This window comes from Micromonospora sp. NPDC000316 (assembly GCF_042898885.1).
Lineage (GTDB): Bacteria > Actinomycetota > Actinomycetes > Mycobacteriales > Micromonosporaceae > Micromonospora.
Genome location: NZ_JBIAZG010000005.1, coordinates 318,626 through 343,471 on the forward strand (window position 1 = coordinate 318,626; position 24,846 = coordinate 343,471).

Sequence of the window (24,846 nt, forward strand, 5' to 3'; positions counted from 1 at the left end):
GATCGAAGGATCAGTAGCGGTTGATGGTGGGCGCGGAGCCCAGCTCGGCGCCGAACTTGCCGGCGGTGTCGTCCCAGGCCTTCTTCCAGCTACCGTCGGCGACAGCCTTGTCCAGCGTGTCGTTGATGAAGCTGCGGAAGTCGTTGTCTTCCTTCTTCACACCGATGCCGTACGGCTCCTTGGTGAAGTTGGCGCCGGCCAGCTTGAAGGACGCCTCGTCCTTGGCGATGTAGCCGAGCAGGATCACGTTGTCCGTGGTGACGGCGTCAACCTGGCCGCCCTTGAGGGCGTCGCGGCACTTGTCGTAGGTGTCGAAGAGCACCAGCTGCGAGCCGACGTCCTTGACGTACTTCTTGATCTCCTCGGCCGGCGTGGAGCCGGTGACCGAGCAGACCTTCTTGGTGCCGTCCTTGAAGGAGTCCGGACCGGTGATAGCGGCTTCGTCCTTCTTGACCATGATGTTCTGGCCGGCCTCGTAGTACGGGCCTGCGAAGGCGATGCGCTCCTTGCGCTTGTCGTTGATCGTGTAGGTCGCGGCGACCAGGTCGACGGTGCCGTTGACGATCACGTCCTCGCGGACCTTCGAGGGGGCTTCCACCCACTCGATCTTGTCGTCGGAGATGCCAAGCTCCTTGGCGATGATCTTGGCGACCTCGACGTCGAAGCCCTCCGGCTTGCCCGACAGGCCCTTCTGGCCGAAGCCGGGCTGGTCGAACTTGGTGCCGATCTTGATCTTCTGGGCCTTGTTCAGCTTCTCCATGGTGCTGCCGGCGGCGAAGGACTTGCTGCCGGAGCCGGTGCCCTCCGCGTCGTCGTCTCCACCGCAGGCGGTGAGGCCGAGCGCCAGAGCGGCGACAGCGGCGATTGCCGCAACGCGCTTGATACGCATATTTTTCTCCTTCATCAACGGAGCGACCACCGGGGGCGGCGTGCTCCAACTACGGACGCCTAGTGCGTGAGGATCTTGGAGAGGAAGTCCTTGGCCCGCTCGCTGCGCGGGTTGGCGAAGAACTCCGCCGGCGGGGCGTCCTCGACCAGCTGACCGTCGGCCATGAAGATGACCCGGTTCGCGGCGTGCCGGGCGAAGCCCATCTCGTGGGTGACCACGACCATCGTCATGCCGTCGCTGGCCAGCGAGGTCATCACGTCGAGCACCTCACCGACCATCTCCGGGTCCAGGGCGCTTGTCGGCTCGTCGAAGAGCATCGCCTTGGGCTGCATGGCCAGCGCTCGGGCGATTGCCACCCGCTGCTGCTGGCCGCCGGAGAGCTGGGCCGGGAACTTGTCCGCCTGGTTGGCGATGCCGACCCGGTCGAGCAGGGCCAGGCCGCGCTCGCGGGCGGCCGCCGGCTTCTCCTTGCGGACCTTTACCGGGCCGAGGGTGACGTTCTCGAGGATGGTCTTGTGGGCGAAGAGGTTGAAGGACTGGAAGACCATGCCCACCTCGCTGCGCAGCTTCGCGAGCGGCTTGCCCTCGGCCGGCAGCGGCTGGCCGTCGAAGATGATGGTGCCGGAGTTGATCGGCTCAAGTCGGTTGATGGTGCGGCACAGCGTCGACTTGCCGGAGCCGGACGGGCCGATGACCACGACGACCTCACCCCGACCCACCGACAGCGAGACGTTGTCCAGCACGTGCAGCGGCCCGAACCACTTGTTGACCGCATCCAGCACGATGAGCGGTTCGCCCGTCGTCACGTCGTCCACCGTCCCCTGTCGTCTCCCGGATCGGGGTCGGATGACCCCCTGGTTGGGGCAACTGTAGGCGGCCTCATGTGGCGGAATGCAACTCGGTTGGTCACGGAGCGGTAACACCGTTCCAACTCGTGCCGGAGGTTCAACCTCGGTCATCGACAGCAGTGTTTGGTGGCGTCGACCGATCGTAACCGAGATCATAGAAGGATGACCGAACCGGTGAGGCTGACCCGCTACGCCCGCGGCGGGGGCTGCGCCTGCAAGATTCCCCCGGGCGAACTGGAGATCATGGTGGCGGGCCTCGGCCCGGCCACCGGCACCGCCGAACTGCTTGTCGGCCTGGACCACGGCGACGATGCCGCGGTGGTCCGCCTGGACGAGCGGACCGGCCTGGTCAGCACCGCCGACTTCTTCACCCCTGTCGTCGACGACGCCTACGACTGGGGGCGGATCGCGGCGGCCAACGCGCTCTCCGACGTGTACGCGATGGGCGGTGTCCCGCTCGTCGCGCTCAACCTGCTCTGCTGGCCGCGCGACGTGCTGCCGATGGAGTTGGCCGGCGAGGTGCTGCGCGGCGGTCAGGACGTGGCCCGGGAGGCCGGCTGCCACCTGGCCGGCGGGCACAGTGTGGACGACGACGGCCCGAAGTACGGCCTCGCGGTCACCGGCACGGTCCGCACTGAGGAGTTGATCACTCTCGACGCTGGGCGAGCTGGGATGCCGCTGTCGCTGACCAAGCCGCTCGGGGTGGGCGTGCTCAACACCAGGCACAAGAACACCGGCGAGAGCTTCCCGGAGGCCGTGGCGACGATGAGCGCGCTCAACCGGGACGCCTCCCGGGCGGCTGTCGCCGCAGGGATCCGTTGCGGCACCGACGTGACCGGGTTCGGTCTGCTCGGGCACGCCTCGAAGTTGGCCCGCGCCAGCCAGCTCACCGTCGCCATCGACACGGCCCGGGTGCCCTACCTGGCCGGAGCCCGGGAGGCGCTGCGCGACGGGTACGTCAGCGGCGGCAGCCGGCGCAACCTGGAGTGGGTCACCCCGTGGACCGATTTCGGTGGCGTGGACGAGAGCGAGCGGTTGCTGCTGGCCGACGCGCAGACCTCCGGTGGCCTGCTGGTCGCCGGCGAGGTGCCCGGCGCGCCCGTGGTGGGGGAGTTGCTGCCCCGCAGCGCGCACCTCGTCGTCCTGCGGTGACCCGCCCGGCGGCCGTCGTCGAACACGCGGTGGCGGTGGTGGGGATCGCGCACCATACCCGATAAACTGTCACCTTCCCGCTACTCGGAGCAATGCATCGCAGGGAAATTTTGCCCGGAATGGTCACAGACCGGTAACTTGCCCCCGGCTGGGGTCAAATGCCCCCCACCATCGTGTGTAAGGCCCGATTCGGAGGCCGGTGGGACGAACGCAGCGAGGAGGCGGAATGACCGAGCTGTGGAACTGGAGAATCGACCGGGCACGACCCGTTGAGGTCTACCCGGCGCTGGCCGAGGCGCTCGGTCGGGTGGTGATGCCGTTGGCCGTGGCCGACCCGGCTCGGCTGCCGGCGTACGCGGTGGTGTGCGACGTCTGGCAGACGCCTGGCGAGTTCGGGACGGTGGTCGACTGCTACGGGGTGCCCGAGCAGCTCGGCGAGCACGCCAGCATCGCCGCGCTGGCCCGTCTGCTGGACCGCAACTGCCTGCTGCGCGACGACACGCTCGACGCCGGCCGGCACCTGCTCGTCGCACCGGACGGCACGGTCCGTCCGGTGCACTTCGACGTGCGGGAAACCGACGACGGTGAGGTGCTCAGCCGCCAGCGGCTCTGCACAGTCGCCGACCCGGGCTGCCGGGGCTGGTCGCAGTGTCACCGCTCGCGTTGGGCGCCCGACACGGTCGCACCGGCGCTCGCCGCTGCCTGACCGGGCGGCCCGCCTCGTGCGGGCCGGCGTCGGGTGTCGTGGGCGCTCAGCCGTGAGCGACGGCCGGCTGGTCGGCGACGGCGGCCGGTGCGGCGCCCCGGACCACCAACTGGTCGAGCAGGGTGCGGGTGGCCTCGGCGACGGCGGCCACGGCGGCGTCGAACGCGGCGGCGTTGTGCGCGGCGGGCGCCCGGAAGCCTGAGATCTTCCGGACGTACTGCAACGCCGCCGCCTCGACGTCCGCGTCGGTCACCTGCGGGGTGAACGGCTCACGCAACGTCTTGATGCTCCGACACATATCGGTTGCTCCTCGGTTCGGGGGATCCGGCCGACCCGGATACGCTGTCCGGGTCATGACTACCGCAGCGGCGGGCAGCCCGCGCACCTATCAGGTGCGTACCTACGGCTGCCAGATGAACGTGCACGACTCCGAGCGCATTTCCGGCCTGCTCGAACAGGCCGGCTACGTGCGTGCGCCCCAGGCCGACGACACCGCGGACGTCGTCGTCTTCAACACCTGCGCGGTGCGGGAGAACGCCGACAACCGCCTCTACGGCAACCTCGGTCATCTGCGCCCCGTGAAGGACAAGCACCCCGGCATGCAGATCGCCGTCGGTGGCTGCCTGGCGCAGAAGGACCGCGGCGAGATCGTCCGCAAGGCGCCCTGGGTGGACGTCGTGTTCGGCACGCACAACATCGGCTCGCTGCCGGTGCTGTTGGAGCGGGCCCGGCACAACGCCGCCGCCGAGGTGGAGATCCTCGAATCCCTCGACGTCTTCCCGTCCACGCTGCCGACCCGCCGCGAGTCGACGTACGCCGGCTGGGTGTCGATCTCGGTGGGCTGCAACAACACCTGCACGTTCTGTATCGTGCCCTCCCTGCGCGGCAAGGAGAAGGACCGCCGCCCCGGCGACATCCTCTCCGAGGTGCGCGCGCTTGTCGACGAGGGCGTGCTGGAGGTGACGCTGCTCGGGCAGAACGTCAACTCCTACGGCGCCGAGTTCGGCGACCGGTACGCGTTCGGCAAGCTGCTGCGCGCGTGCGGCGACATCGACGGCCTGGAGCGGGTCCGGTTCACCAGCCCGCACCCGAAGGACTTCACCGACGACGTGATCGCGGCGATGGCCGAGACGCCTAACGTCTGCCACTCGCTGCACATGCCGTTGCAGTCCGGCTCCGACGACGTGCTCCGGGCGATGCGCCGGTCCTACCGCTCCGAGCGCTACCTGGGGATCATCGAGAAGGTCCGGGCGGCGATGCCGGACGCGGCGATCACCACAGACATCATCGTCGGCTTCCCCGGCGAGACCGAGGCCGACTTCCAGCGCACCCTGGACGTGGTCCGCGAGGCCCGGTTCTCGTCGGCATTCACCTTCCAGTATTCGAAGCGCCCCGGCACCCCGGCCGCGACGATGGACGGCCAACTGCCCAAGGCTGTCGTGCAGGAGCGCTACGAGCGGCTGATCGCCACCGTCGAGGAGATCACCTGGGCGGAGAACAAGCGCCTGGTGGGGGAGACCGTCGAGGTGCTCGTCGCGGTCGGTGAGGGTCGTAAGGACGAGCGGACCGGGCGGATGTCCGGCCGGGCCCGCGACGGTCGACTCGTGCACTTCGCGACCGAGGCTCCGGGCGCGGAGTCGCTTGCCGGCCAGATCCGGCCGGGCGACATCGTGCACACCACGATCACGTACGCCGCGCCGCACCACCTCAACGCCGACGGCGCGCCGGTGGCGCACCGCCGCACCCGGGCCGGCGACGCCGCCGAGGCGGGCCGCTCCCCGCGTACCCCAGGGGTGTTGCTGGGTCTGCCCACGATCGGCGCTCCGGCGGTCGCCCCCGCGCCCACAGCGGGCTGCGCCACCCACTAGTGCAAGGAAGGGCCCCCTGTTAAACGCCAGGCGTTAACAGGGGGCCATAGCTCAGACAGTGATCCGTCCGGCGCCGGCGCCGGCCGTCACGATGGACTTGACGTTGCTCGCCGTGTCCAGTTGGTAGGGGTACGGGATGCTGGCGACGCTGCCGCCGGCCTGCCCGGTGGGCGAGTTGACGAAGTGGTTGTTGCGGGCGACGATGCGGCCCGGGCCGGAGTCGCCCTCACCGAGGTGGTACGTGTCGCGGACGTTCTCGAAGTAATTGCCCTCGACGAGCACACCCGCGTTCTCCGTGGAGGCCACCCCATATCCACCGTTGGCCCGGTAGTAGTTGTTGAACACGTGCACCGGGTTGCCGAACCGCACCCGGGGGTTGCGCTGGTTGCTGCCGTCGAACCAGTTGTGGTGGTAGCTCACCCGCAGGTGACCGATGTCCTCGCCGCCGTTGTCGTCGCTGTGGCCGAGCAGCATCGTCTTGTCGTGGTTGAAGACCCGGTTCCACGACACGGTGACGAAGTCCGACCCGCGCTTGATGTCGACAGCGCCGTCGTACCCGCTGCTGAAGCTGTTGTGGTCGATCCAGATGTTGGTGGCCGACTCCTGCACGTTTATCGCGTCGTCGTTCCAGTTCCGGAAGGTCAGGTTCCGGATGATGATGTTGCGGTCGCCGCTGATGTTGAGTCCGCAGCCGGCGATTGTCGCGCCGGAGTTGCCGAGGATCGTCTTGTTGGACCGGACCCGCAGCATGCCCGAGCAGGAGATCGTCCCGGACACCCGGATCACCGCGGAACCTGTGGCGTTCAGCGCGCTCGTCAGCGCTGAGGCGTTGGTGACTGTGGTCGTCGGCGCGCCACCGCCGCCCGTGGTGCCGCCGTTCTGGGTGGCCCAGCCGACGAGGCCGGTCTGCGGCGGAATGCTCGGCACCGGGTCGCTGGGCAGCGGGTTGCTCGGCGCCGGCGTGCTGGGCGACGGGTTGGCGGGCGTGGTCGGCGTGGTGCCGCCGGTGCAGGCCACGTTGTTCAGGGTGAAGCTGGTCGGCAGCGGGTTGCTGGAGTTGTTCCAGCTTGCGTTGAAGCCGAACGAGGCGCTGCCGTTCGTCGCCAGGGTGCCGTTGTAGTCGACGTTTGCCGCCGACACCTGGCTGCCGCTCTGCGAGACGGTGGCGCCCCACGCCTGGCTGACCTGCTGGCCGGCCCCGTACGACCAGCGCAGCGTCCACCCGGAGACGGGGTCGCCGAGGTTGGTGACTGTGACGTTGCCGGTGAAACCGCCCGGCCACTGGCTGGCGACGGAGTAGGCGACCTGGCAGCCGGCGGCGGCCTGGGCCGAGACGGCGGTCAGGAGGCCTGCGGTGAGCAGGGTGGCGGTGGCCGCGGCGGTGGTGGCGATCAGCGTCATCCGACGCTGTGCTGTGCGCATGCTGCTTCCTTTCGGTGAGGCGGACGCACCGTCGCGACGCCCATGCCCGTGGGCGGCGATATCGGCCGGGACCTGTCGGTCCTCGGGCCCGCCAGTTCAGGTACGTGAAGGAAAGCGGCTCCCGCGCTCGCGCCCACCTGCCAGCAGGCAAACGCTTTCCCGATGGAACCATAGACGTCATTGAATGTAAATCGCCGGGACGGCCGGTACCCGTCAAGCGATACCGGCCGTCCTGCGTGCCCGTCTCAGCAGCTGGCGCCGTTGAGCTTCACAGTCGCCGGGGCGGTGGCGGTGCCGTTGGCGGTGAAGCCCACGGTGACCGACGCGCCCGCCGGCAACGACGGGGCGTGGCTCGGTGCGGCAGCCGTGACCGTCGTGCCGGTCTGCGTGACCGTGGCGTTCCAACCGCTGCCCAGCGTCACCCCGGACGGCCAACTCCAGGTCACCGACCACGGATTCACCGCGCCCGAGCCGGTGTTCTTCACGGTCAACTCGCCCTGGAAGCCGCCCGGCCAGGCGTTGACCTGCTTGTAGGTGGCCGTACAGGCACCTGTCGGCGGGTTGCTCGGACCGCCTGTGGGCGACGCCGTGGCCGTCGGCGACGACGACGGACCGCCGCCACCGGAAGGCGCGATCAGGTACGGCTGGAGGATCGCCTGCTTGGCGGTGTTGATGTTCGTCCAGTCGTCGAGCGCGATGCCACCTGTGTCACCGGAGTTGGGGTTCCACGACCAGTAGGTGAAGGACATTCCGGTCACCCCCGTCCCGGTGTACGCCATCAACTTCTCCAGCCACACCTTGTCCCGAGGGTCGGCAAGGGTGCTGCCGAACTCGCCCATCATGATCGGCGCGATGTTCTGCTTGTGCAGGTAACCCCAGTACTTGTCCCAGATGGCCGGCAGGTTTGCCGGGTAGTCGGCGGCCTTGAACCACTCCTGCTCGTAGACGCTCGTGGCGTACTCATGCGGGGAGTAGACGAGCCGGTTGGCGACGTTCAGCCGCACCGGGAACTGGCCGGCCTTCGACAGGTTGCCACCCCACCAGCCGCAGTCCTCGTCGTTGCTCGGGTCGTTGTCCCACACGTTGGAGAGGCCACCGCTGGGGCAGCTCACCCCCTCCACGAAGATCAACCAGTTGGGCTGGACACCGAGGATTGCGTTACCGGCCCGCTCGGCGGCCAGCCGCCAGTCCCGGGTGGTGTCGCCGCAGCCCCAACACGCGCCGGTGGCCGCCGGGTTGGTGCCCTCGGCGTGCGGCTCGTTGTGCAGGTCCGCGCCGATCACGGTGGGATTGCCCGCGTACCGCTGGGCGAGCATCTTCCAGTCGTTGATCCAGGTCGCCTCGGAGACCGTCGACGTGTACCACAGCGGCGACTGCCCGGCCGCCGTCGGCCGGTGCCGGTCCAGGATGATCCGCATCCCCTTGCTGCCGGCGTAGTCGATCACCTTGTCCAGGATCTGCAACGGCGACAGCCCGACCAGGTCCGGGTTGACGAAGTCGTTGACCCCACTTGCGGTCGCGCCCGGCTTCAGCGCGTCATTCGAGTACGGCACCCGCAACGTGTTGTAGCCCAGGCTGGCCATCTTTTCGAGCTGCCCCCGCCACGGGTTGTTCGACCACAGCCCGTGGAAAGTCTTGTTGTCGGTCTCCATGCCGAACCAGTTGATGCCCGTCAACCGGACAGTCGTGCCGGTGCTGTCCACGATCTTGTTGCCGTTCGTGTGCAGATAGCCGGTACCCGTGCCAGCGGCGACGGCCGGGCTGGTGCTGACCGCGGCGGCGATGAAGACGCCGGCCGCGGCGGTGGCGAGCGCGGTCAGCGCACCGCCGAGAGCTTTGGGACGGAACATGCGAGCTCCACTTCGGAGGCCCACGCCGGCCGAGGGCGGGCGCGGGCGAGCGGCCGTCGGCACGTCACGCTCCCATGTGGGTACGCGGACAGTGCGCGACGGTCCATGTCACGCGGACGGGGACACTCGCGGAAGCTCACCGGCGACCCGTGACTGCGGTGTCCCGCGGTCGTTGCCCTCGTGCCGGTGGCCCTACCTGACTCCGTCGCCCATTCTCATCAGCCCACCTCAATGCGTCAACCGGGACGCCCACCTCCCGCTCCCGCTCCCGCCTCACGGCAAGATCCACACAACATCGCGGATATTGCTGCTTCCCGCGCGTCGGAGGCAGCAACTTCCCTGAAGTTGTGTTGATCTTGCCGTGAGGCGCGGGGCGCGGGGCGCGGGGCGCGGGGCGCGGGGCGCGGGGCGCGGACATGCGGGAGCCCCCGGCCCAGTCGAGGGTCGAGGGCTCCCGGAACGCGTTAGGTCAGCCGGCCTGCTCGGCGAGCTGGAGGAACTGGCGCTTCGAGGCGAGGGCCTGCTCGGCTTCCTTGATCCGGCGGGTGTCCCCGGCGCTCTGCGCCCGGGCCAGCCGTTCCTCGGCCTCGGCCACCTGGGCCCGCATCTGGGCGAGCAGCGGGTTGTCCTCCTTAGTGGTACGACGCCACGCCGAGTCCATCACGTCGCGGACCTTGTCGTCGATGGCGCGCAGTCGGCGCTCCAGCCCGGTGGCGGCCTCGCGGGGCACCCGGCCGGCCTCGTGCCACTGGGCCTGGATCTCCCGCAGCTTGGCCTGGGCGCCCTTCGGGTCACCGTCGATGTCCAACGCCTCGGCCTCGGCCAGCAGGGCCTGCTTACGCTCCAGGTTGCCGCGCTGCTCGTTGTCCCGAGCGGAGAAGACCTCGCTGCGCCGGCTGAAGAAGGCGTCCTGCGCGGCCCGGAACCGTTCCCAGAGCTTCTGTTCGGCCTCCTTCGAGGCGCGCGGCGCGGCCTTCCACTGCGTCATCAGCTCCTTGAGTTGGTTGGCCGTGGCGGCCCACTCGGTGGAGTCCTTGAGCTTCTCCGCTTCGGCGACCAGCTCTTCCTTGGCGGTCTGCGCCTGCTTGCGCTGCGAGTCAAGGGTGGCGAAGTGGGCGCCCCGACGCCTGGTGAAGCCGTCCCGGGCGGCGGCGAACCGCTTCCACAACTCGCCGTCGGCCTTCTTGTCGACCCCGCGAATGGTCTTCCACTCGTCGAGGATCTCCTTGAGCCGGTCCCCGGCGGTTTTCCAGCCGGTGGACTCGGCGGCCAGCTTCTCCGCCTCCTCGACAAGCGCGGTCTTGCGGGCCAGGGCCTCACCGCGGGCGGCGTCCCGGGCGGCACGCGCCTCGGCGGCCTTCTCCTCGGCGAGGGTGGCCAGCTTGTCCAGTCGCGCGGCCAGGGCGTCGATGTCGCCGACCACGTGGGCTTCGGGCAGCGAGGCGCGGATCCGCCGGATCGTGCTCAACGAGTGCCCGGCGTCCGCCGCGCCCGAGTTGAGCCGTGCCTCGGTCAGGTCCACTTCGGTGACCAGGTCGGCGAAGCGGCGTGCGAAGTGCGCCAGGCCCTCCTCCGGTGCCCCCGCCTGCCAGGATCCGACCACCCGCTCGCCCTCGGTGGTTTTGACGTAGACGGTGCCGTCCGCGTCCACCCGTCCGAAGGCAGTCCAGTCGCTCATGTGCCCATCCTCGTTCTCCCGGCGTCGAGGGAATCACCCCTCGTCGCCGCCACGGCGCAGCCAAGTTACTTCCGGCATTGTCACAGGTCCGCCCCGGTCCGCGTCGAGCGCCTATCGCCGACCGTGACCATACGGTGTCCTAGAGCCCGATTGACCGGATCGGCGCGCAGACCCACCGGGGATTCCCGCTACGGTGATTGAGTGCCACTGGTCGCCGCTGCAGTCTGCCCGCATCCGCCCCTGCTCATGCCCGAGGTGGCAGGAGCGGCGGCGCCCGAGTTGGCCGACCTGCGTGCGGCCTGCGACACAGCCGTCGGTCGGCTGTTCGCCGCCGTACCGGACGCGGTGGTGTTGATCGGCACCGGCCCGACGACAGGCCTGATCCGGCCCCCGGCCACCGGATCGCTGCAGCCCTGGGGCCTCGATCTGGACGTGCCACTGGTCCCCGGTCAGCCGGACCGGGGTGCGGTGCTGCCGCTGAGCCTGACCATCGGAGCCTGGCTGCTGGGCCGCCACGCCGCGCGCCACCAGGCGTCTGCGGCCCCGGTGACCCCCGCCCCGGCGACCCCCGCGCCGGTGACCGCCCTGCAGGTGACCTCCGACGCCGGTCCCGCCGAGCTGACCGCGCTCGCAGAGGAGGTCGCCACCGCCGGTGAGCGGGTCGCGTTGCTGGTGCTCGGCGACGGGTCGGCCTGCCGGGGCGAGAAGTCCCCGGGGTACGACGATCCGCGTGCCCTCGCGTACGACAAGGGGGTTGCGGCGGCCCTGGCCGGGGCGGACCTGGACGGTCTGCGCGACCTCGACCCGGGTTTGTCGGCGGAGTTGAAGGTCGCTGGCCGGGCGTCGTGGCAGGTGCTCGCGGCCGTGGCCCGGGCGAGCGGCGGCGGGTGGCGCGGTGAGCTGCTGCACGACTCGGCGCCGTACGGCGTGGCCTACTTCGTGGCGTCCTGGGAGCGGGTGTGAGCGGCGGCACGGTCGTGGCGGTGGTTGGCCCGACGGCGGCGGGCAAGTCGGCGCTCAGCATCGCTCTGGCGCATGCGCTGGACGGGGAGGTGGTCAACGCCGACTCGATGCAGCTCTACCGGGGCATGGACATCGGGACCGCCAAGCTGACCCTCGCCGAGCGGGACGGTGTGCCGCATCACCTGCTCGACATCTGGGAGGTCACCGAGCCGGCAAGCGTCGCGGAATATCAGCGGCTGGCCCGCGCGGCCGTTGACGACATCCTGTCCCGGGGCCGGGTGCCGCTGCTGGTCGGCGGGTCAGGACTGTACGTGCGGGCGGTGCTGGAGCGGTTCGAGTTCCCCGGCACCGACGCGGCGCTGCGCGAGCGGCTGGAACGGGAGTTGGCCGAGGTGGGCCCTGCGCCCCTGTACGCGCGGCTGCGCGCCGCCGACCCGGCCGCCGCCGAGAGCATCCTGCCCGGTAACGGCCGTCGGATCGTCCGGGCGCTCGAGGTGATCGAGTTGACCGGTGCGCCGTTCGCCGCGTCGCTGCCGAAGCCGACGCCGTACTACCCGTCGGTGCAGCTCGGCGTCGACCTCGACACCGGCCTGCTGGACGAGCGGATCGCGGTACGCGTGGACCGGATGTGGGCCGACGGCCTGGTGGCGGAGACCCGAGGACTGCTCGGTCGAGGGCTGGCCGAGGGTCGGACAGCCAGCCGGGCGCTCGGCTACCAGCAGGTGTTGCGGCTGCTAGCCGGTGAGCTGACCGAGGCGCAGGCGCACGACGAGACGGTCCGCGCCACCAGGCGTTTCGTCCGCCGTCAGCGCTCCTGGTTCCGGCGCGACCCGCGGATCCAGTGGCTGGATTCGTCGACGCCGGACCTGATCGAGGCTGCCCTGCGTGTGGTCCCCGCCGCTGCGCGATGATGGGGGCGTGGAGTTCACCAAGGGCCACGGCACCGGCAACGACTTCGTCCTCCTTCCCGACCCGGACGGTCAGCTCGACCTGACCCCGGAGTTGGTCGCGGCGCTCTGCGACCGGCGGCGGGGCATCGGCGCGGACGGGGTGTTGCGGGTGGTCCGCGCGGCAAAGCATCCGGATGGCGCCGGGCAGGCCGGTGAGGCCGAGTGGTTCATGGACTACTGGAACGCCGACGGCTCGTTCGCCGAGATGTGCGGCAACGGCTCGCGGGTCTTCGTCCGCTACCTGATCGACAACAAGTGGGTGACGCCGACGGACGCGCCGCTGCCGGTGGCGACCCGGGCCGGGGTGGTGCGTGCGCTGATCGAGGGGGAAACGGTAGCGGTCGAGATGCGCCGCCCCCGGCTGTACGACGACTCCACCGCCACCCTCGCCGGGCGGCCGCTGTCCGGCACGGTCGTGGATGTGGGCAACCCGCACCTGGTCTGCGTCCTGCCGCCTGACCTGGAGTTGGGCGCGTTGGACCTCACGACCGCGCCCGACTTCGACGCGGCTGTCTTTCCGGCCGGCGTGAACGTGGAGTTCATCGTGGCCGGCGAGCCGGTCGACGGCGTGGACGAGCACACCCTCATGCGGGTGTACGAGCGTGGCAGCGCCGAGACGCTGTCGTGCGGCACCGGTGCCTGCGCGGTGGCCGCCGTGGCCCTGCGTGATGCAGGCCGGGACACCGGAGTGGTCGCGGTCGACGTGCCGGGGGGTCGGGTCACGGTCACCGTCACCGACGACTCCTGCTGGCTCGCCGGCCCGGCTCTGCTGGTGGCCACGGGCGAGGTCGACCTCGACGCCCTCCCGACCGCCGCCTGACCCTGCGCGCCGCTGGCGGGTCGCCGTGTGCGCTGATCTGCCTGGCCGCAGTCGGGGGCAAGCTGATCTGCCTGGCCGCAGTCGGGGGCAAGCTGATCTGCCTGGCCGCAGTCGGGGGGCAAGGTGCCTCCTTTGCTCTGCTTCAACGGACGCAACGGCCGGTGTCCGATATCCGGACACCGACCGTTGCGGTGGTTGAAGCAGAGCAAAGGGCTCGCGACGACCCCTCCAGGCGGCCGTCGCGACTGCTCAGGGGGTGGCGCTGGCGTTTGCGGCGATCTCGGGGAGGTCTGCGGGGCCGGGGTCGGCGGCCGGGAGCGGGCTCGGGTTGTTCGCGGCGGCGCGTACGGCCGCGGCGACCGCAGGGGCGACCCGCGCGTCGAAGACGCTGGGCACGATCACCGTCGGGTTGATCTTGTCCTCACCGACCACGTCGGCGATGGCCCGGGCGGCGGCGAGCGCCATCTCCTCGGTGAACTCCTCGGCGTGCGCGTCCAGCATGCCGCGGAACACTCCCGGGAAGGCGAGCACGTTGTTGATCTGGTTCGGCTGGTCGGAGCGGCCGGTGGCGACCACCGCGGCGTACTTGCGCGCCTCCCGCGGGTCGACCTCCGGGTCCGGGTTGGCCAGCGCGAAGACGATCGAGTCCTTGGCCATCTGGGCGATGTCCTCGCCGGTGAGCAGGTTCGGCGCGCTGACCCCGATGAACACGTCGGCGCCACGGATCGCGCCGGGCAGGTCGCCCGCGTAGTTCTCCTTGTTGGTGTTGTCCGCCAGCCACTGCCAGGCCGAGTTGAGCCCGGTCAGCCCGCGGTGCAGGGCGCCCTCGCGGTCGTACGCGATGATGTCGCCGACGCCCTGGCGCAGCAGCAGCTTCATGATCGCGGTGCCGGCGGCGCCGGCTCCGGAGACCACCACCCGGACGTCCGCGAGCTGCTTGCCCACGACCCGCAGCGCGTTGGTGAGCGCGGCCAGCACGCAGATCGCGGTGCCGTGCTGGTCGTCGTGGAAGACCGGGATGTCCAGCGCCTCGCGCAGCCGGGCCTCGATCTCGAAGCAGCGCGGCGCGGCGATGTCCTCCAGGTTGATCCCGCCGTAGGCCGGCGCGATCGCCTTGACGATCTGCACGATCTCGTCGGTGTCCTGGGTGTCGAGCACCACAGGCCAGGCGTCCACTCCGCCGAAGCGCTTGAACAGGGCGGCCTTGCCCTCCATCACCGGCAGCGACGCGGCGGGGCCCAGGTTACCGAGGCCGAGCACGGCCGAGCCGTCGCTGACGACCGCGACGGTGTTGCGCTTGATCGTCAGCCGGCGGGCGTCCGCCGGGTTCTCGGCGATGGCCATGCAGACCCGGGCAACCCCAGGGGTGTACGCCCGGGACAACTCGTCACGGTTGCGCAGCGCGACCTTGGAGGTGACTTCGATCTTGCCGCCGAGGTGCAGCAGGAACGTCCGGTCCGACACCTTGCGCACGTCCACGCCGTCCAGCGCCGTGAGCGCCTGGACCACCTGGTCGGCGTGGCTGGCGTCGGCGGTGTCGCAGGTCAGGTCGACGATCACGTGGGTCGGGTCCGAGTCCACCACGTCCAGCGCTGTGACGATCGCCCCGGCCTCGCCGACTGAGGTGGTGAGTCGGCCGATCGAGGAGGCGTCTGCGGTCACTGCGATCCGGATGGTGATCGAAAATCCGGCGCTCGGCAGTCGGGTGATGGCCACGGGGTCCCTCCGTCACGGCTGTGCGACCGGTCGGTCGCCGCCCCGCATTTCTACCGGGTTGACGAGGTCGACTGGCAGTCGCCCCCACTTTTGGCGACCCTCAGCACGGGCATATAGCAGGTGCGTCGCTTGTTGTCTCATGTCAGGATTACGTTCTACTTATCAAAACGGACAGGAGAACCGCTTGCGAGACCAGGAGAGCTTCGTCGGGGTCGAGGACGAGCTCGACGACGTCACCACCGGCGAGATGGAGCTGTCGGAGCGGCAGTCCCTCCGACGCGTCCCGGGCCTGTCAACCGAGCTCACCGACGTCACCGAGGTGGAATACCGCCAGCTGCGGCTGGAGCGGGTCGTCCTGGTGGGCGTCTGGACCGAGGGCACGGTCACCGATGCCGAAAACTCGCTTACCGAGCTGGCCGCGCTCGCCGAGACCGCGGGTTCGCAGGTGCTCGAAGGGCTGATCCAGCGCCGCTCGCGTCCCGACCCGGCCACCTACATCGGCCGCGGCAAGGTCGAGGATCTTGGCGCGGTGGTGCTCTCCACAGGTGCCGACACGGTCATCTGCGACGGCGAGTTGTCCCCGTCGCAGCTGCGCAACCTGGAGCAGCGCACCAAGGTCAAGGTTGTCGACCGGACGGCGCTGATCCTCGACATCTTCGCCCAGCACGCCAAGAGCAAGGAAGGCAAGGCGCAGGTCGAGCTGGCCCAGCTGCAATACCTGCTGCCCCGGCTGCGTGGTTGGGGTGAGACGCTGTCCCGGCAGACCGGTGGTAGCGGTCGCGGCGGCGGCGCTGGCGGCGGTGTGGGTGTGCGTGGTCCCGGTGAGACCAAGCTGGAGACCGACAGGCGGCGCATCCGCCACCGCATCTCCCGGCTGCGCCGCGAGATCAAGAGCATGCGCACGGTACGCGTGACCAAGCGCGCCCGCCGTTCCCGCAACGCCATCCCCGCGGTGGCAATCGCCGGCTACACCAATGCCGGCAAGTCCAGCCTGCTCAACCGGCTCACCGACGCGGGTGTGCTTGTGGAGAACGCGCTGTTCGCCACGCTGGACCCGACCACCCGCAAGGCCACCACCTCCGACGGGCGGGTCTACACCCTCTCCGACACCGTCGGCTTCGTGCGGCACCTGCCGCACCAGATCGTCGAGGCGTTCCGCTCGACGCTTGAGGAGGTCGCGGAAGCCGACCTGGTGGTGCACGTCGTCGACGGCACCCACCCGGATCCCGAGGAGCAGGTCCGGGCTGTCCACGAGGTGCTCGCCGAGGTGGGCGCGGACCGGCTTCCCGAGCTGCTGGTGGTCAACAAGACCGACGCGGCCGACGAGGACACGCTGCTGCGGCTCAAGCGGCTCTGGCCGGACGCGATATTCGTTTCGGCACACTCCGGGCGGGGCATCGACGGTCTGCGCGAGGCCATCGAGGAGCGGCTGCCGCAGCCCGCGGTGGAGGTCCGGGCGGTCCTGCCGTACGACCGGGGTGACCTGGTGTCCCGGGTGCACCGCACGGGTGAGGTGCTCAGCACCTCGCACCTGGCGGAGGGCACTCTGCTGCATGTCCGGGTCAGTGCGGCGCTTGCCGCCGAACTGGCGCCGTTCGACGTCGAGAGGCAGGGCAAGGCAGCCGTCGGGCGGTCCTGACCGGACCCGGCGTCATCCACGCGAAACGTGCGGCATGCGACACTGGCCGAATGCGCCGCGTCGTTTCCTCGGTCACGGTTGCCCTCGGCCTGCTTGGGGCAACCGTGGCGCTTGCCGGAGTGGCCGTTGCCGCTCCCGCTCCCGGGCAGTCCGAGCCGCCCGCTGTCACCCCCGGCAAGAAGCTGTGCACGGTCGCCGACGAGCGTCTGCGGGAGCTGTCCGGGCTGGTGGCGACCAAGAGCGGCTACATCGTCATCAACGACAGCACCGAGATCCCGGCGCGCAAGCGGGTCTTCTTCCTGGACAGCAAGTGCAAGATCGCGAGGGAGCCCGTCCAGTATTCGGGCGCTGGCCCTTTCGACACCGAGGATCTGGCGCTCTCCCCAGACGGTAAAACCCTCTGGATCGCTGACACCGGTGACAACGTTACCGCTAAGGAACGCCGCAAGCGGGTGGCGCTCTGGTCGATGCCGGTGGCCGGCACCAGCAAGCCCGTGTTGCACAGGCTCTCGTACCCCGAGGGCAAGCCGCACGACGCCGAGGCGCTCCTCATCGGCGACGACGGCAAGCCGTTGATCATCACCAAGGTGACAAGCGGCAAGGCCGAGATCTACACCCCGGCGGCGGCCCTGAAGACCGGCGACACCGACCCGGTGCCGATGCGCAAGGTCGGCGACATCGCACTGCCCGCCACGGAGACCGACAACCCGCTCAACACGTTCGGCCGGGTCGCGATCACCGGCGCGGCCCGCTCTCCGGACGGCGCGCGGGTCGTCCTGCGTACCTATGCGGATGCCTTCGAGTACGACGTGGCCGGCGGCGACATCGTCGGCGCGCTCACGACCGGAAAGCCCCGGGTGACGCCGCTGGCGGACCCGTTCGGCGAGGCGATCAGCTACACCCCGGACGGCAAGAGCTTCGTCACCGTCTCCGACGGCGGCCAGTTCAGCGAGGACGATCCGGTGGACATCCTCAGCTACCAGCCGTCCACCTCGACGGCTGTGCCGCTCGCGGCCGATGCCGCCGCCAAGCCGGCCGCCTCGCGGTCCTGGTTCGACGGGCTGAGTTTCGACGAGATCACCTACCTGGTCGGTGCCGTCGGCGTGGTCGGCCTGCTGCTGGTCGGCGCGGGCATCTTCGGCATCGTGCGGGCCCGCCGCCGACCGCCGACCGCCGGGTCCGAACGGTCGGACCCGGACGACGAGCCCGTCGACCCGGTGGGTCGTGGCAACGTTGACGGCCGCCCGGCAGCCGATGATCGTCGGGGCGGCGTTTACGGCGGTGGCGCACCGGCGGGCGGCGCGGTCTACGGGGCCGGCGCGGGCCGTGGTGGCCCGGCGCCGGCGGCCGGGGCGGTGTACGGCGGCGGGCGGCCCGCAGCGGCTGACGGCGGCGGCTACGGTGCTCCCCGGCCGGGAGCCGGTGGCGGTGCTGGCGGTGGCGGCGTCTACGGCGGCGGCGGTCGTGCGCCGGGCGCTGGTGGTGGCGGTGGCCGGCCGGCAGGCGGAGGCGGTCGCCCTCCGGGTGGCGGCGGTGGTCGGCCCGGCGGCGGCGTCTACGGCGGAGGTGGCCAGCCGCCCTCCGGTGGCCCGGCCGGCGGCGGTCGGGCGGAGCCTCCTCGGCGCGGCGGGCAGGACCCGGACTATCGGGGTCAGCGGTCGCCTCGCAGACGTGACGAGGACGCGCCTGTCGACCCGTACGGGCAGTATCCGGGGGGTCGTCGCGGCCCTCACCGGGGCGACCGCTACTGACCCATAGGAGCCGGGAGCAACGCGCGATCGGTCGCGCGGGTGAGCGCCGTGGTGGCACTCACCCGCGGCCCGGTCAGATCCGGCGCAGCACCGCCACGACCCGGCCCATGATTGTGGCGTCGTCACCGGGGATCGGGTCGAAGGCCGGGTTCTGCGGCATCAGCCAGACATGGCCGTCGCGTCGCCGGTAGGTCTTGACTGTCGCCTCGCCGTCGAGCATGGCGGCCACGATCTCGCCGGAGTCGGCGGTCGGCTGCTGGCGGACGACCACCCAGTCGCCGTCGCAGATCGCCGCGTCGAGCATCGAGTCGCCCTTGACCTGGAGCATGAAGACCTCGCCCTCGCCCACCAACTCGCGGGGGAGCGGGAAGATGTCCTCCACAGCCTGCTCGGCGAGGATCGGCCCACCGGCGGCGATCCGCCCGAGCATCGGCACGTACGCCGGGGTCGGTCGCTGGGCGCGGGACAACTCGTCGTCGATGGCCTCGCTGGGGGCGCGGACGTCAACGGCGCGTGGCCGGTTGGGGTCGCGGCGCAGGAAGCCCTTCTTCTCCAGCTCCTTGAGCTGGTAGGCGACGCTTGACGGCGACACCAGGCCGACCGCCTCGCCGATCTCTCGGACGCTCGGCGGATAGCCGTGTCGCTCCACCCAGTTGCGGATGAATTCCAGGATGCGCCGCTGGCGGGCGGTCAGGTCGACCGTCGCCGGGTCGGGGAAGGTGCTGACCACCGGGGTGACCGCGCGCACGGCGGGCTGGCCCGTCCGGCTGCGCGCGGCGCTGCGGCGTCGGGTGGCCGGCGGGCCCGCCTCGGTGATCTGTTGCGGGCTCTTCGGCCGGCTGGCCCGGTCTTCGGTCACGTCCGTCCTCCCTGGTCGGCGCTGGGTGCCTCGTCGGCTCGTGGTGCGTGCGGTGGTGCCGAAACGGTGCTGCGGGGCCGGGTGTGCTGAAGATCCAACGCGCCCGGCTGTTCCTGACCGTATAGGTGAGATCGGTCATTTTCAAACATCTGTACGACCTCTCACCGGCGTGTCGGAGTGAAAAACCACTCCTGTCGTGCGGATGTTCTGATAAATGGTACGTCGGGTAGCACTGATGTTCGAACAGCGACCGTTTTCCGGGCGACTTCGGCCGGGTGGCCGGTAACTCGGCCGGGGCCGCGGCGTTGGGTCTTCCGGCGGGGGCGGCGGGTGCGGATGACCGGATGGTCCGTGACGCGCCGGACACGCCGGCCAACTTGACCCGGGTTCGCCGGCGACATACGGTCAACCCCTAGATGTAGTAGTGACATGGGCGTAAGTTGCCCACAGGTTGGGTCCGACTACCGACCGCACTCCGATACGCCGACCACGGCGGGTGCCAGTTCCAGGTGGCGCCGCCGTGTCGAGTCGTGCCCGGAAGTGTCCGGTACGCCCGTGGTTGATCATGATTAAGGAGGTAGGCGATGCGGTGTCCGTACTGCCGACACGCCGACTCCCGGGTGGTCGACTCACGGGAGGCCGACGACGGCCAGTTGATCCGACGGCGACGGTCCTGCCCGGAGTGCGGCAAGCGGTTCACCACTGTCGAGGAGGCGGTCCTCGCGGTCGTCAAGCGCAGCGGAGTGACCGAGCCGTTCAGCCGGACGAAGATCATCGGCGGGGTGCGCAAGGCGTGCCAGGGCCGGCCGGTCGACGAGGACTCGATCGCGCTGCTGGCCCAGAAGGTCGAGGAGACCGTCCGGGCCAAGGGCGCGGCCGAGATCCCGAGCCACGACGTGGGGCTGGCCATCCTGGGCCCTTTGCGGGACCTGGACGAGGTGGCGTACCTGCGGTTCGCAAGCGTCTACAGGTCCTTCGACTCGCTCGCCGACTTCGAGCAGGAAATTGAGACATTGCGTGCCGCCGCCCGCGCCCGTGCGGGCGCGGCGGAGGCCGGGGCGGCGGGGACCGCCGGCCGTACCAACTGAGGTTTGTGTTTTGACAGGTCGACGTGCGGCGCGATGACCGCGCGGACGAGGGGGCGGATGAGATGCCGGGGGATGGTGTGACGACTAGCAGGTCACGTAGCAAGGCCAACGCGAGCGCCGGGCTGAAGATCGAGCGGGTGTGGACGACCGAGGGGGTCCACCCGTACGACGAGGTCAGCTGGGAGCGCCGTGACGTCGTGATGACGAACTGGCGGGACGGCTCGATCAACTTCGAGCAGCGCGGCGTGGAGTTCCCGGAGTCGTGGAGCGTCAACGCCGCGAACATCGTGACCACCAAGTACTTCCGGGGCGCGGTGGGGACCCCGGAGCGGGAGTGGTCGCTCAAGCAGCTGATCGACCGGGTGGTCACCACCTACCGCACCGCCGGTGAGGAGTACGGCTACTTCGCCAGCCCGGCCGACGCCGAGGTCTTCGCCCACGAGCTGACCTGGATGCTTCTCAACCAGGTGTTCAGCTTCAACTCGCCGGTGTGGTTCAACGTCGGTACGCCGTCGCCGCAGCAGGTGAGCGCGTGCTTCATCCTCGCCGTGGACGACTCGATGGACTCGATCCTCGACTGGTACAAGGAAGAGGGGTTGATCTTCAAGGGCGGCTCCGGCTCCGGCGTCAACCTGTCGCGGATCCGCTCGTCCCGTGAGCTGCTCTCCTCCGGTGGCACCGCCTCCGGCCCGGTCAGCTTCATGCGCGGTGCGGACGCGTCCGCCGGCACCATCAAGTCCGGTGGCGCGACCCGGCGGGCGGCCAAGATGGTCATCCTCGACGTGGACCACCCGGACATCGAGGAGTTCGTGATCACGAAGGCGCGCGAGGAGGACAAGATCCGCGCGCTGCGGGACGCCGGCTTCGACATGGACCTCGGCGGCTCCGACATCGTGAGCGTGCAGTATCAGAACGCCAACAACTCGGTGCGGGTCTCCGACGAGTTCATGACGGCGGTGCAGAACGGCGGCGGCTTCGACCTGCGCGGCCGGCTGGACGGCTCGGTGATCGACACCATCGACGCCAAGAAGCTGTTCCGCACCATTTCGCAGGCCGCGTGGGAGTGCGCCGACCCGGGTCTTCAGTACGACGACACGATCAACGACTGGCACACCTGCCCGGAGACCGGCCGGATCACCGCGTCGAACCCGTGCTCGGAGTACCTGCACCTGGACAACTCCTCGTGCAACCTCGCCTCGCTCAACCTGATGAAGTTCCTCCGCGCCGACGGTGGCTTCGAGGTGGAGAAGTTCGTCAAGTCCGTCGAGTTCGTCATCACCGCGATGGACATCTCGATCTGCTTCGCCGACTTCCCGACCGACAAGATCGGTGAGACGTCCCGCGCCTACCGGCAGCTCGGCATCGGCTACGCCAACCTGGGCGCCCTGCTGATGGCCTCCGGCCTGCCGTACGACTCGGAGCAGGGCCGCTCGGTCGCCGCGTCGATCACCTCGCTGATGACCGGCACCGCGTACCGCCGCTCGGCCGAGCTGGCAGGCGTCGTCGGCCCGTACGACGGCTACGCCCGCAACGCCGAGCCGCACAAGCGGGTCATGCGCAAGCACGCCGCCGCGAACGACGAGATCAAGCCCACCAGCCCGGTGGCCACCGCTATCGTCCGCGAGGCGACCAAGCAGTGGACCCAGGGCAACAAGATCGGTGACAAGTTCGGCTGGCGCAACGCGCAGGCGAGCGTCCTCGCGCCGACCGGCACCATCGGCTTCATGATGGACTGCGACACGACAGGCGTGGAGCCGGACCTGGCGCTCGTCAAGTTCAAGAAGCTCGTCGGCGGCGGCTCGATGCAGATCGTCAACCAGACGGTGCCGCGTGCCCTGCGCAGCCTCGGCTACCCCGAGGAGCAGGTCGAGGCGATCGTCGAGCACATCGCCGACAACGGCCACGTGGTGGACGCCCCGGGCCTCAAGCCGGAGCACTACGCGGTCTTCGACTGCGCCATGGGGGAGCGGACGATCGCCCCGATGGGCCACGTGCGGATGATGGCGGCCATCCAGCCGTTCGTCTCCGGCGCCATCTCCAAGACGGTCAACATGCCGGAGGCTGCCACCGTCGAGGACGTCGAGAAGATCTACTTCGAGGGCTGGAAGCTCGGCCTCAAGGCGCTGGCGATCTACCGGGACAACTGCAAGGTCGGCCAGCCCCTGTCGGTGGCGAAGAACAACAAGGCCACCGAGCCGGCCGCCGTCGAGACCGCAGCCGCCGCGCCGGTGGTCGAGAAGGTCGTCGAGTACCGGCCGGTGCGCAAGCGCCTGCCCAAGAAGCGCCCCTCCGAGACGGTCAGCTTCTCCGTCGGTGGCGCCGAGGGTTACCTCACCGCGTCGTCCTACCCGGACGACGGCCTCGGTGAGGTCTTCCTCAAGATGTCCAAGCAGGGCTCGACCCTGGCCGGCGTGATGGACGCCTTCTCGGTGGCCATCAGCATCGGCCTGCAGTACGGCGTGCCGCTGGAGACGTTCGTCAGCAAGTTCACAAACATGCGCTTCGAGCCGGCCGGCATGACCGACGACCCGGACGTGCGCATGGCAGCGTCGGTGATGGACTACATCTTCCGTCGCCTGGCGCTGGACTTCCTGCCCTACGAGCGTCGCGCCGAGCTGGGCATCTTCACCGCCAGCGAGCGGGCCGCCCAGCTGCGGGCCGAGGCCGACGCGGAAGCAGCAGGCGTCACGGGCGCTGAGCTCACCGCGATGGCGTCGTCCGCACCGGTGGAGGCTCCGACCAAGCCGGAGGCCGTCGCCCAGCCGGCCCAGGAGATGGCCGACGTGGCCGCTGCCAAGCCGGCTCCGAGCGTGGGCTCCAGCACCGAACTGCTGGAGGCTGTCATCGGCAAGGCCGCCGACGCGCCGCTGTGCTTCACCTGCGGTACGAAGATGCGCCCCGCCGGTAGCTGCTACGTCTGCGAGGGCTGCGGCTCCACCAGCGGCTGCAGCTGACGTACGCGATAAGCGCTGCCCCGGCCTCCCTATGGAAGGTCGGGGCAGCGCCGTTTCCAGGTACTCCGCGCTCGCAAGAACTTTGCAGAGGCGGACGCCCGACCAGCGGCTACGAGCGCGCACGGCGCCAACCGCGACATGTCGTACGGCGGGGAAGGCGGCTACAAAGCCAGGCCCGCCGGAGTCACGGCCGTCCAGGACAGTGTGTTCTCGTGCGGGACGCCGGTGGCAACGGGATGGTCGACGGGTCGCAGTGAGACGCCAAGCGTAGTGCCGATAAAGCTGGCTGCGCCGACTCTCCAAGTTCGGTAAAGTGGCCGCGACCACTATGGCAGGCGGGATAGTTGATCAAAGCTGATGACCCTACCGGCGCGAGGCTACTCAAGGCTTGGCTGGAAGGGTTAAGGACGCAAAGTCGCAAGAAGAAGCCACGGTTCGAGGCACAGCGCTTGATACATCCTGGCTTGACACCCGCCGACGGTAGCGGATTCCTCGCCGCGGAGGCGCAATCACGTCACGATCATCCCGGGTCTCCGAGCCCTCTCGGCGTGACTCTAGTCCGTGCAATACGTCCATCGACAAAGGTTGATAACTTCGATCAGCCCGAGTTCGACGCCCTGCTCGGTGCATTGCTCACCTTCGCCACTGATCGACGATGTCAGGTTGTCCCAGAGGTCTTTCTTGAAGTCGAAAGCGGGATCATGGCTGTCCCCGTCGGGGGACGCATCGACCCGATCCTCGATGCTCCGCTGCCACCTTGGCGGCAAGTGAACCGCAAATTTCTTGACGCAGCTGCGCGCATCACCAGCCTCGGTCAAAAAGATATGGAAACGGTTTGCGCTGCTATTCATATGCACTATTGCGCGACCTTGCTCTTACCCAGCGACGTCTCCGGCGCGTTCTCACTTCTGGTCGGCGGAATCGAGGCGCTGGCACAGCGGTTCGGGGAGAAATTAAAGGCGTGGTCTGATTGGTCGGGCGCTAGTGACTGGGACGAATTTATGGCACAGCTCAATCTCGATCATGGTCAGGCCGCTGCGATTCGCGAGCGGCTCCTAGGTGACCGCCACCTCAGGCACCTGAAGCTTGCTGAGTCGTTCGCGAATTACGCCGCCACTAACATACCGCTGGACTTTTGGCAAGAGCCCGTTCGCACCTATGAATGGCAATACGATTCGCGCTCGCGCAGTGCGGTCGGCGGTACGTGGTCTGAAGAGACCCCGAAGCATTTTTTTAAAAACTCCAAAGACGTGTGGTTAGCGTTTAAGAATGCGTACGTTGTTCGATCATCTTTCATCCACGCTGGCGAACGTCGGGTCTCCTACCTGTCTGACGCCTTCCTTCCCGCTGCGCCGTCCCGACGGCCCACACTAACCATCGCGCAGCTGCGCCGCAGCCTCTGCTATTTGATCCATACCGAGTTGTCACGCGGAAGCCCGTCTCTGAGTGGGTTAGAGGAAACCGGTTTCGTTTAGCTGGCAACTGGCGAAGGCCAGGACGCACCAGCGCGTGCGATGACGCACGTGGTACCGGGCAACGGGTCCTGTTCCTGCCGAGCGTCGAACCCGCATGCACGACCGGGCATCATGATCCCAATCAGAGAACCGCACAGGCGCATTCTCCCCGGCGCATCCAGCTGCTGCGGAGCGTCGGCTGCCGCGATCCGGAACTCGCGGCTCACGGCATGATAGTT

Annotated in this window: 19 protein-coding genes; 11 read left to right on the forward strand and 8 right to left on the reverse strand. The window is 69.4% G+C overall.

Going from position 1 to position 24,846, the window contains the following annotated elements:
• Positions 1–10: 10 nt before the first annotated feature.
• The gene (locus tag ACFY2Q_RS14345; protein ID WP_387130193.1) at positions 11–889 is read right to left on the reverse strand and encodes a glutamate ABC transporter substrate-binding protein; all 879 of its coding nucleotides are present in this window, start codon (positions 887–889) and stop codon (positions 11–13) included.
• A gap of 59 nt (positions 890–948) precedes the next feature.
• On the reverse strand, positions 949–1,704 hold the full coding sequence (locus ACFY2Q_RS14350) for an amino acid ABC transporter ATP-binding protein (protein WP_357012236.1): 756 nt from the start codon (positions 1,702–1,704) through the stop codon (positions 949–951).
• 195 nt (positions 1,705–1,899) lie between these two features.
• Between ACFY2Q_RS14350 and selD the strand changes: the two genes are divergently transcribed.
• Positions 1,900–2,889: a selenide, water dikinase SelD gene (selD, locus tag ACFY2Q_RS14355; protein ID WP_387130195.1), complete on the forward strand. Its 990-nt coding sequence runs from the start codon at positions 1,900–1,902 to the stop codon at positions 2,887–2,889.
• A 226-nt stretch (positions 2,890–3,115) separates the two neighbouring features.
• A complete protein-coding gene (locus ACFY2Q_RS14360; protein WP_387130196.1) occupies positions 3,116–3,595 on the forward strand; it encodes a hypothetical protein in 480 nt (159 codons plus the stop codon).
• A 46-nt stretch (positions 3,596–3,641) separates the two neighbouring features.
• Here ACFY2Q_RS14360 and ACFY2Q_RS14365 read toward each other — a convergent pair whose 3' ends face one another.
• The gene (locus tag ACFY2Q_RS14365) at positions 3,642–3,893 is read right to left on the reverse strand and encodes a DUF2277 family protein (protein ID WP_387130198.1); all 252 of its coding nucleotides are present in this window, start codon (positions 3,891–3,893) and stop codon (positions 3,642–3,644) included.
• A gap of 55 nt (positions 3,894–3,948) precedes the next feature.
• Here ACFY2Q_RS14365 and miaB point away from each other — a divergent pair, with 55 nt between their 5' ends.
• A complete protein-coding gene (miaB, locus tag ACFY2Q_RS14370; RefSeq protein ID WP_387130200.1) occupies positions 3,949–5,463 on the forward strand; it encodes a tRNA (N6-isopentenyl adenosine(37)-C2)-methylthiotransferase MiaB in 1,515 nt (504 codons plus the stop codon).
• Positions 5,464–5,514: 51 nt separating this feature from the next.
• On the opposite strand, the gene ACFY2Q_RS14375 is transcribed toward miaB, so the two are convergent.
• The 3 genes from ACFY2Q_RS14375 to ACFY2Q_RS14385 form a co-directional block, all read right to left on the reverse strand.
• Positions 5,515–6,885 carry a cellulose binding domain-containing protein gene (locus ACFY2Q_RS14375; RefSeq protein WP_387130202.1) on the reverse strand — a complete coding sequence of 457 codons (1,371 nt, stop codon included), beginning with the start codon at positions 6,883–6,885 and terminating at the stop codon, positions 5,515–5,517.
• Positions 6,886–7,130: 245 nt separating this feature from the next.
• Positions 7,131–8,735, reverse strand: coding sequence for a cellulase family glycosylhydrolase (locus ACFY2Q_RS14380; protein ID WP_387130204.1), 1,605 nt, complete (start codon positions 8,733–8,735; stop codon positions 7,131–7,133).
• Positions 8,736–9,204: 469 nt separating this feature from the next.
• Positions 9,205–10,413: a DUF349 domain-containing protein gene (locus ACFY2Q_RS14385; protein ID WP_387130205.1), complete on the reverse strand. Its 1,209-nt coding sequence runs from the start codon at positions 10,411–10,413 to the stop codon at positions 9,205–9,207.
• Between the two features lie 246 nt (positions 10,414–10,659).
• Between ACFY2Q_RS14385 and ACFY2Q_RS14390 the strand changes: the two genes are divergently transcribed.
• From ACFY2Q_RS14390 to dapF, 3 genes are read left to right on the forward strand one after another with little or no spacing between them, the layout of a single operon-like run.
• Positions 10,660–11,376, forward strand: coding sequence for a hypothetical protein (locus ACFY2Q_RS14390; protein WP_387130377.1), 717 nt, complete (start codon positions 10,660–10,662; stop codon positions 11,374–11,376).
• Positions 11,361–12,287 carry a tRNA (adenosine(37)-N6)-dimethylallyltransferase MiaA gene (miaA, locus tag ACFY2Q_RS14395; protein WP_387130379.1) on the forward strand — a complete coding sequence of 309 codons (927 nt, stop codon included), beginning with the start codon at positions 11,361–11,363 and terminating at the stop codon, positions 12,285–12,287. The genes ACFY2Q_RS14390 and miaA overlap by 16 nt, the downstream gene beginning before the upstream one ends.
• A gap of 7 nt (positions 12,288–12,294) precedes the next feature.
• Complete coding sequence (dapF, locus tag ACFY2Q_RS14400) at positions 12,295–13,146, forward strand: diaminopimelate epimerase (protein ID WP_387130206.1); 852 nt, start codon at positions 12,295–12,297, stop codon at positions 13,144–13,146.
• A gap of 249 nt (positions 13,147–13,395) precedes the next feature.
• Here the strand turns inward: dapF and ACFY2Q_RS14405 are convergent, their stop codons facing one another.
• Entirely contained in the window at positions 13,396–14,862 is a 1,467-nt protein-coding gene (locus ACFY2Q_RS14405; protein ID WP_387130208.1) for an NAD-dependent malic enzyme, read from the reverse strand.
• A 184-nt stretch (positions 14,863–15,046) separates the two neighbouring features.
• Here ACFY2Q_RS14405 and hflX point away from each other — a divergent pair, with 184 nt between their 5' ends.
• Positions 15,047–16,501 (forward strand): GTPase HflX, encoded by a 1,455-nt coding sequence (hflX, locus tag ACFY2Q_RS14410; protein ID WP_387130209.1) that lies wholly within the window; start codon positions 15,047–15,049, stop codon positions 16,499–16,501.
• 50 nt (positions 16,502–16,551) lie between these two features.
• Complete coding sequence (locus tag ACFY2Q_RS14415) at positions 16,552–18,252, forward strand: hypothetical protein (protein ID WP_387130211.1); 1,701 nt, start codon at positions 16,552–16,554, stop codon at positions 18,250–18,252.
• 73 nt (positions 18,253–18,325) lie between these two features.
• On the opposite strand, the gene lexA is transcribed toward ACFY2Q_RS14415, so the two are convergent.
• The gene (gene lexA, locus ACFY2Q_RS14420; protein ID WP_112586701.1) at positions 18,326–19,111 is read right to left on the reverse strand and encodes a transcriptional repressor LexA; all 786 of its coding nucleotides are present in this window, start codon (positions 19,109–19,111) and stop codon (positions 18,326–18,328) included.
• Between the two features lie 584 nt (positions 19,112–19,695).
• On the opposite strand from lexA, the gene nrdR reads away from it, so the two are divergent.
• The 3 genes from nrdR (at position 19,696) to ACFY2Q_RS14435 (ending at position 24,628) form a co-directional block, all read left to right on the forward strand.
• Positions 19,696–20,199 carry a transcriptional regulator NrdR gene (nrdR, locus tag ACFY2Q_RS14425; protein WP_053657503.1) on the forward strand — a complete coding sequence of 168 codons (504 nt, stop codon included), beginning with the start codon at positions 19,696–19,698 and terminating at the stop codon, positions 20,197–20,199.
• A 62-nt stretch (positions 20,200–20,261) separates the two neighbouring features.
• Complete coding sequence (locus ACFY2Q_RS14430) at positions 20,262–23,153, forward strand: vitamin B12-dependent ribonucleotide reductase (protein WP_387130213.1); 2,892 nt, start codon at positions 20,262–20,264, stop codon at positions 23,151–23,153.
• Positions 23,154–23,497: 344 nt separating this feature from the next.
• Positions 23,498–24,628, forward strand: coding sequence for a hypothetical protein (locus ACFY2Q_RS14435; RefSeq protein ID WP_387130215.1), 1,131 nt, complete (start codon positions 23,498–23,500; stop codon positions 24,626–24,628).
• Positions 24,629–24,846 lie beyond the last annotated feature (218 nt).

Bases quoted from the DNA above. Each gene is read 5' to 3' on its own strand.
- ACFY2Q_RS14345 (WP_387130193.1), bottom strand. From the start codon at position 889: ATGCGTATCAAGCGCGTTGCGGCAATCGCCGCTGTCGCCGCTCTGGCG.
- selD (WP_387130195.1), top strand. From the start codon at position 1,900: ATGACCGAACCGGTGAGGCTGACCCGCTACGCCCGCGGCGGGGGCTGC.
- ACFY2Q_RS14360 (WP_387130196.1), top strand. From the start codon at position 3,116: ATGACCGAGCTGTGGAACTGGAGAATCGACCGGGCACGACCCGTTGAG.
- ACFY2Q_RS14365 (WP_387130198.1), bottom strand. From the start codon at position 3,893: ATGTGTCGGAGCATCAAGACGTTGCGTGAGCCGTTCACCCCGCAGGTG.
- miaB (WP_387130200.1), top strand. From the start codon at position 3,949: ATGACTACCGCAGCGGCGGGCAGCCCGCGCACCTATCAGGTGCGTACC.
- ACFY2Q_RS14375 (WP_387130202.1), bottom strand. From the start codon at position 6,885: ATGCGCACAGCACAGCGTCGGATGACGCTGATCGCCACCACCGCCGCG.
- ACFY2Q_RS14380 (WP_387130204.1), bottom strand. From the start codon at position 8,735: ATGTTCCGTCCCAAAGCTCTCGGCGGTGCGCTGACCGCGCTCGCCACC.
- ACFY2Q_RS14385 (WP_387130205.1), bottom strand. From the start codon at position 10,413: ATGAGCGACTGGACTGCCTTCGGACGGGTGGACGCGGACGGCACCGTC.
- ACFY2Q_RS14390 (WP_387130377.1), top strand. From the start codon at position 10,660: ATGCCCGAGGTGGCAGGAGCGGCGGCGCCCGAGTTGGCCGACCTGCGT.
- ACFY2Q_RS14415 (WP_387130211.1), top strand. From the start codon at position 16,552: ATGCGCCGCGTCGTTTCCTCGGTCACGGTTGCCCTCGGCCTGCTTGGG.
- nrdR (WP_053657503.1), top strand. From the start codon at position 19,696: ATGCGGTGTCCGTACTGCCGACACGCCGACTCCCGGGTGGTCGACTCA.
- ACFY2Q_RS14430 (WP_387130213.1), top strand. From the start codon at position 20,262: ATGCCGGGGGATGGTGTGACGACTAGCAGGTCACGTAGCAAGGCCAAC.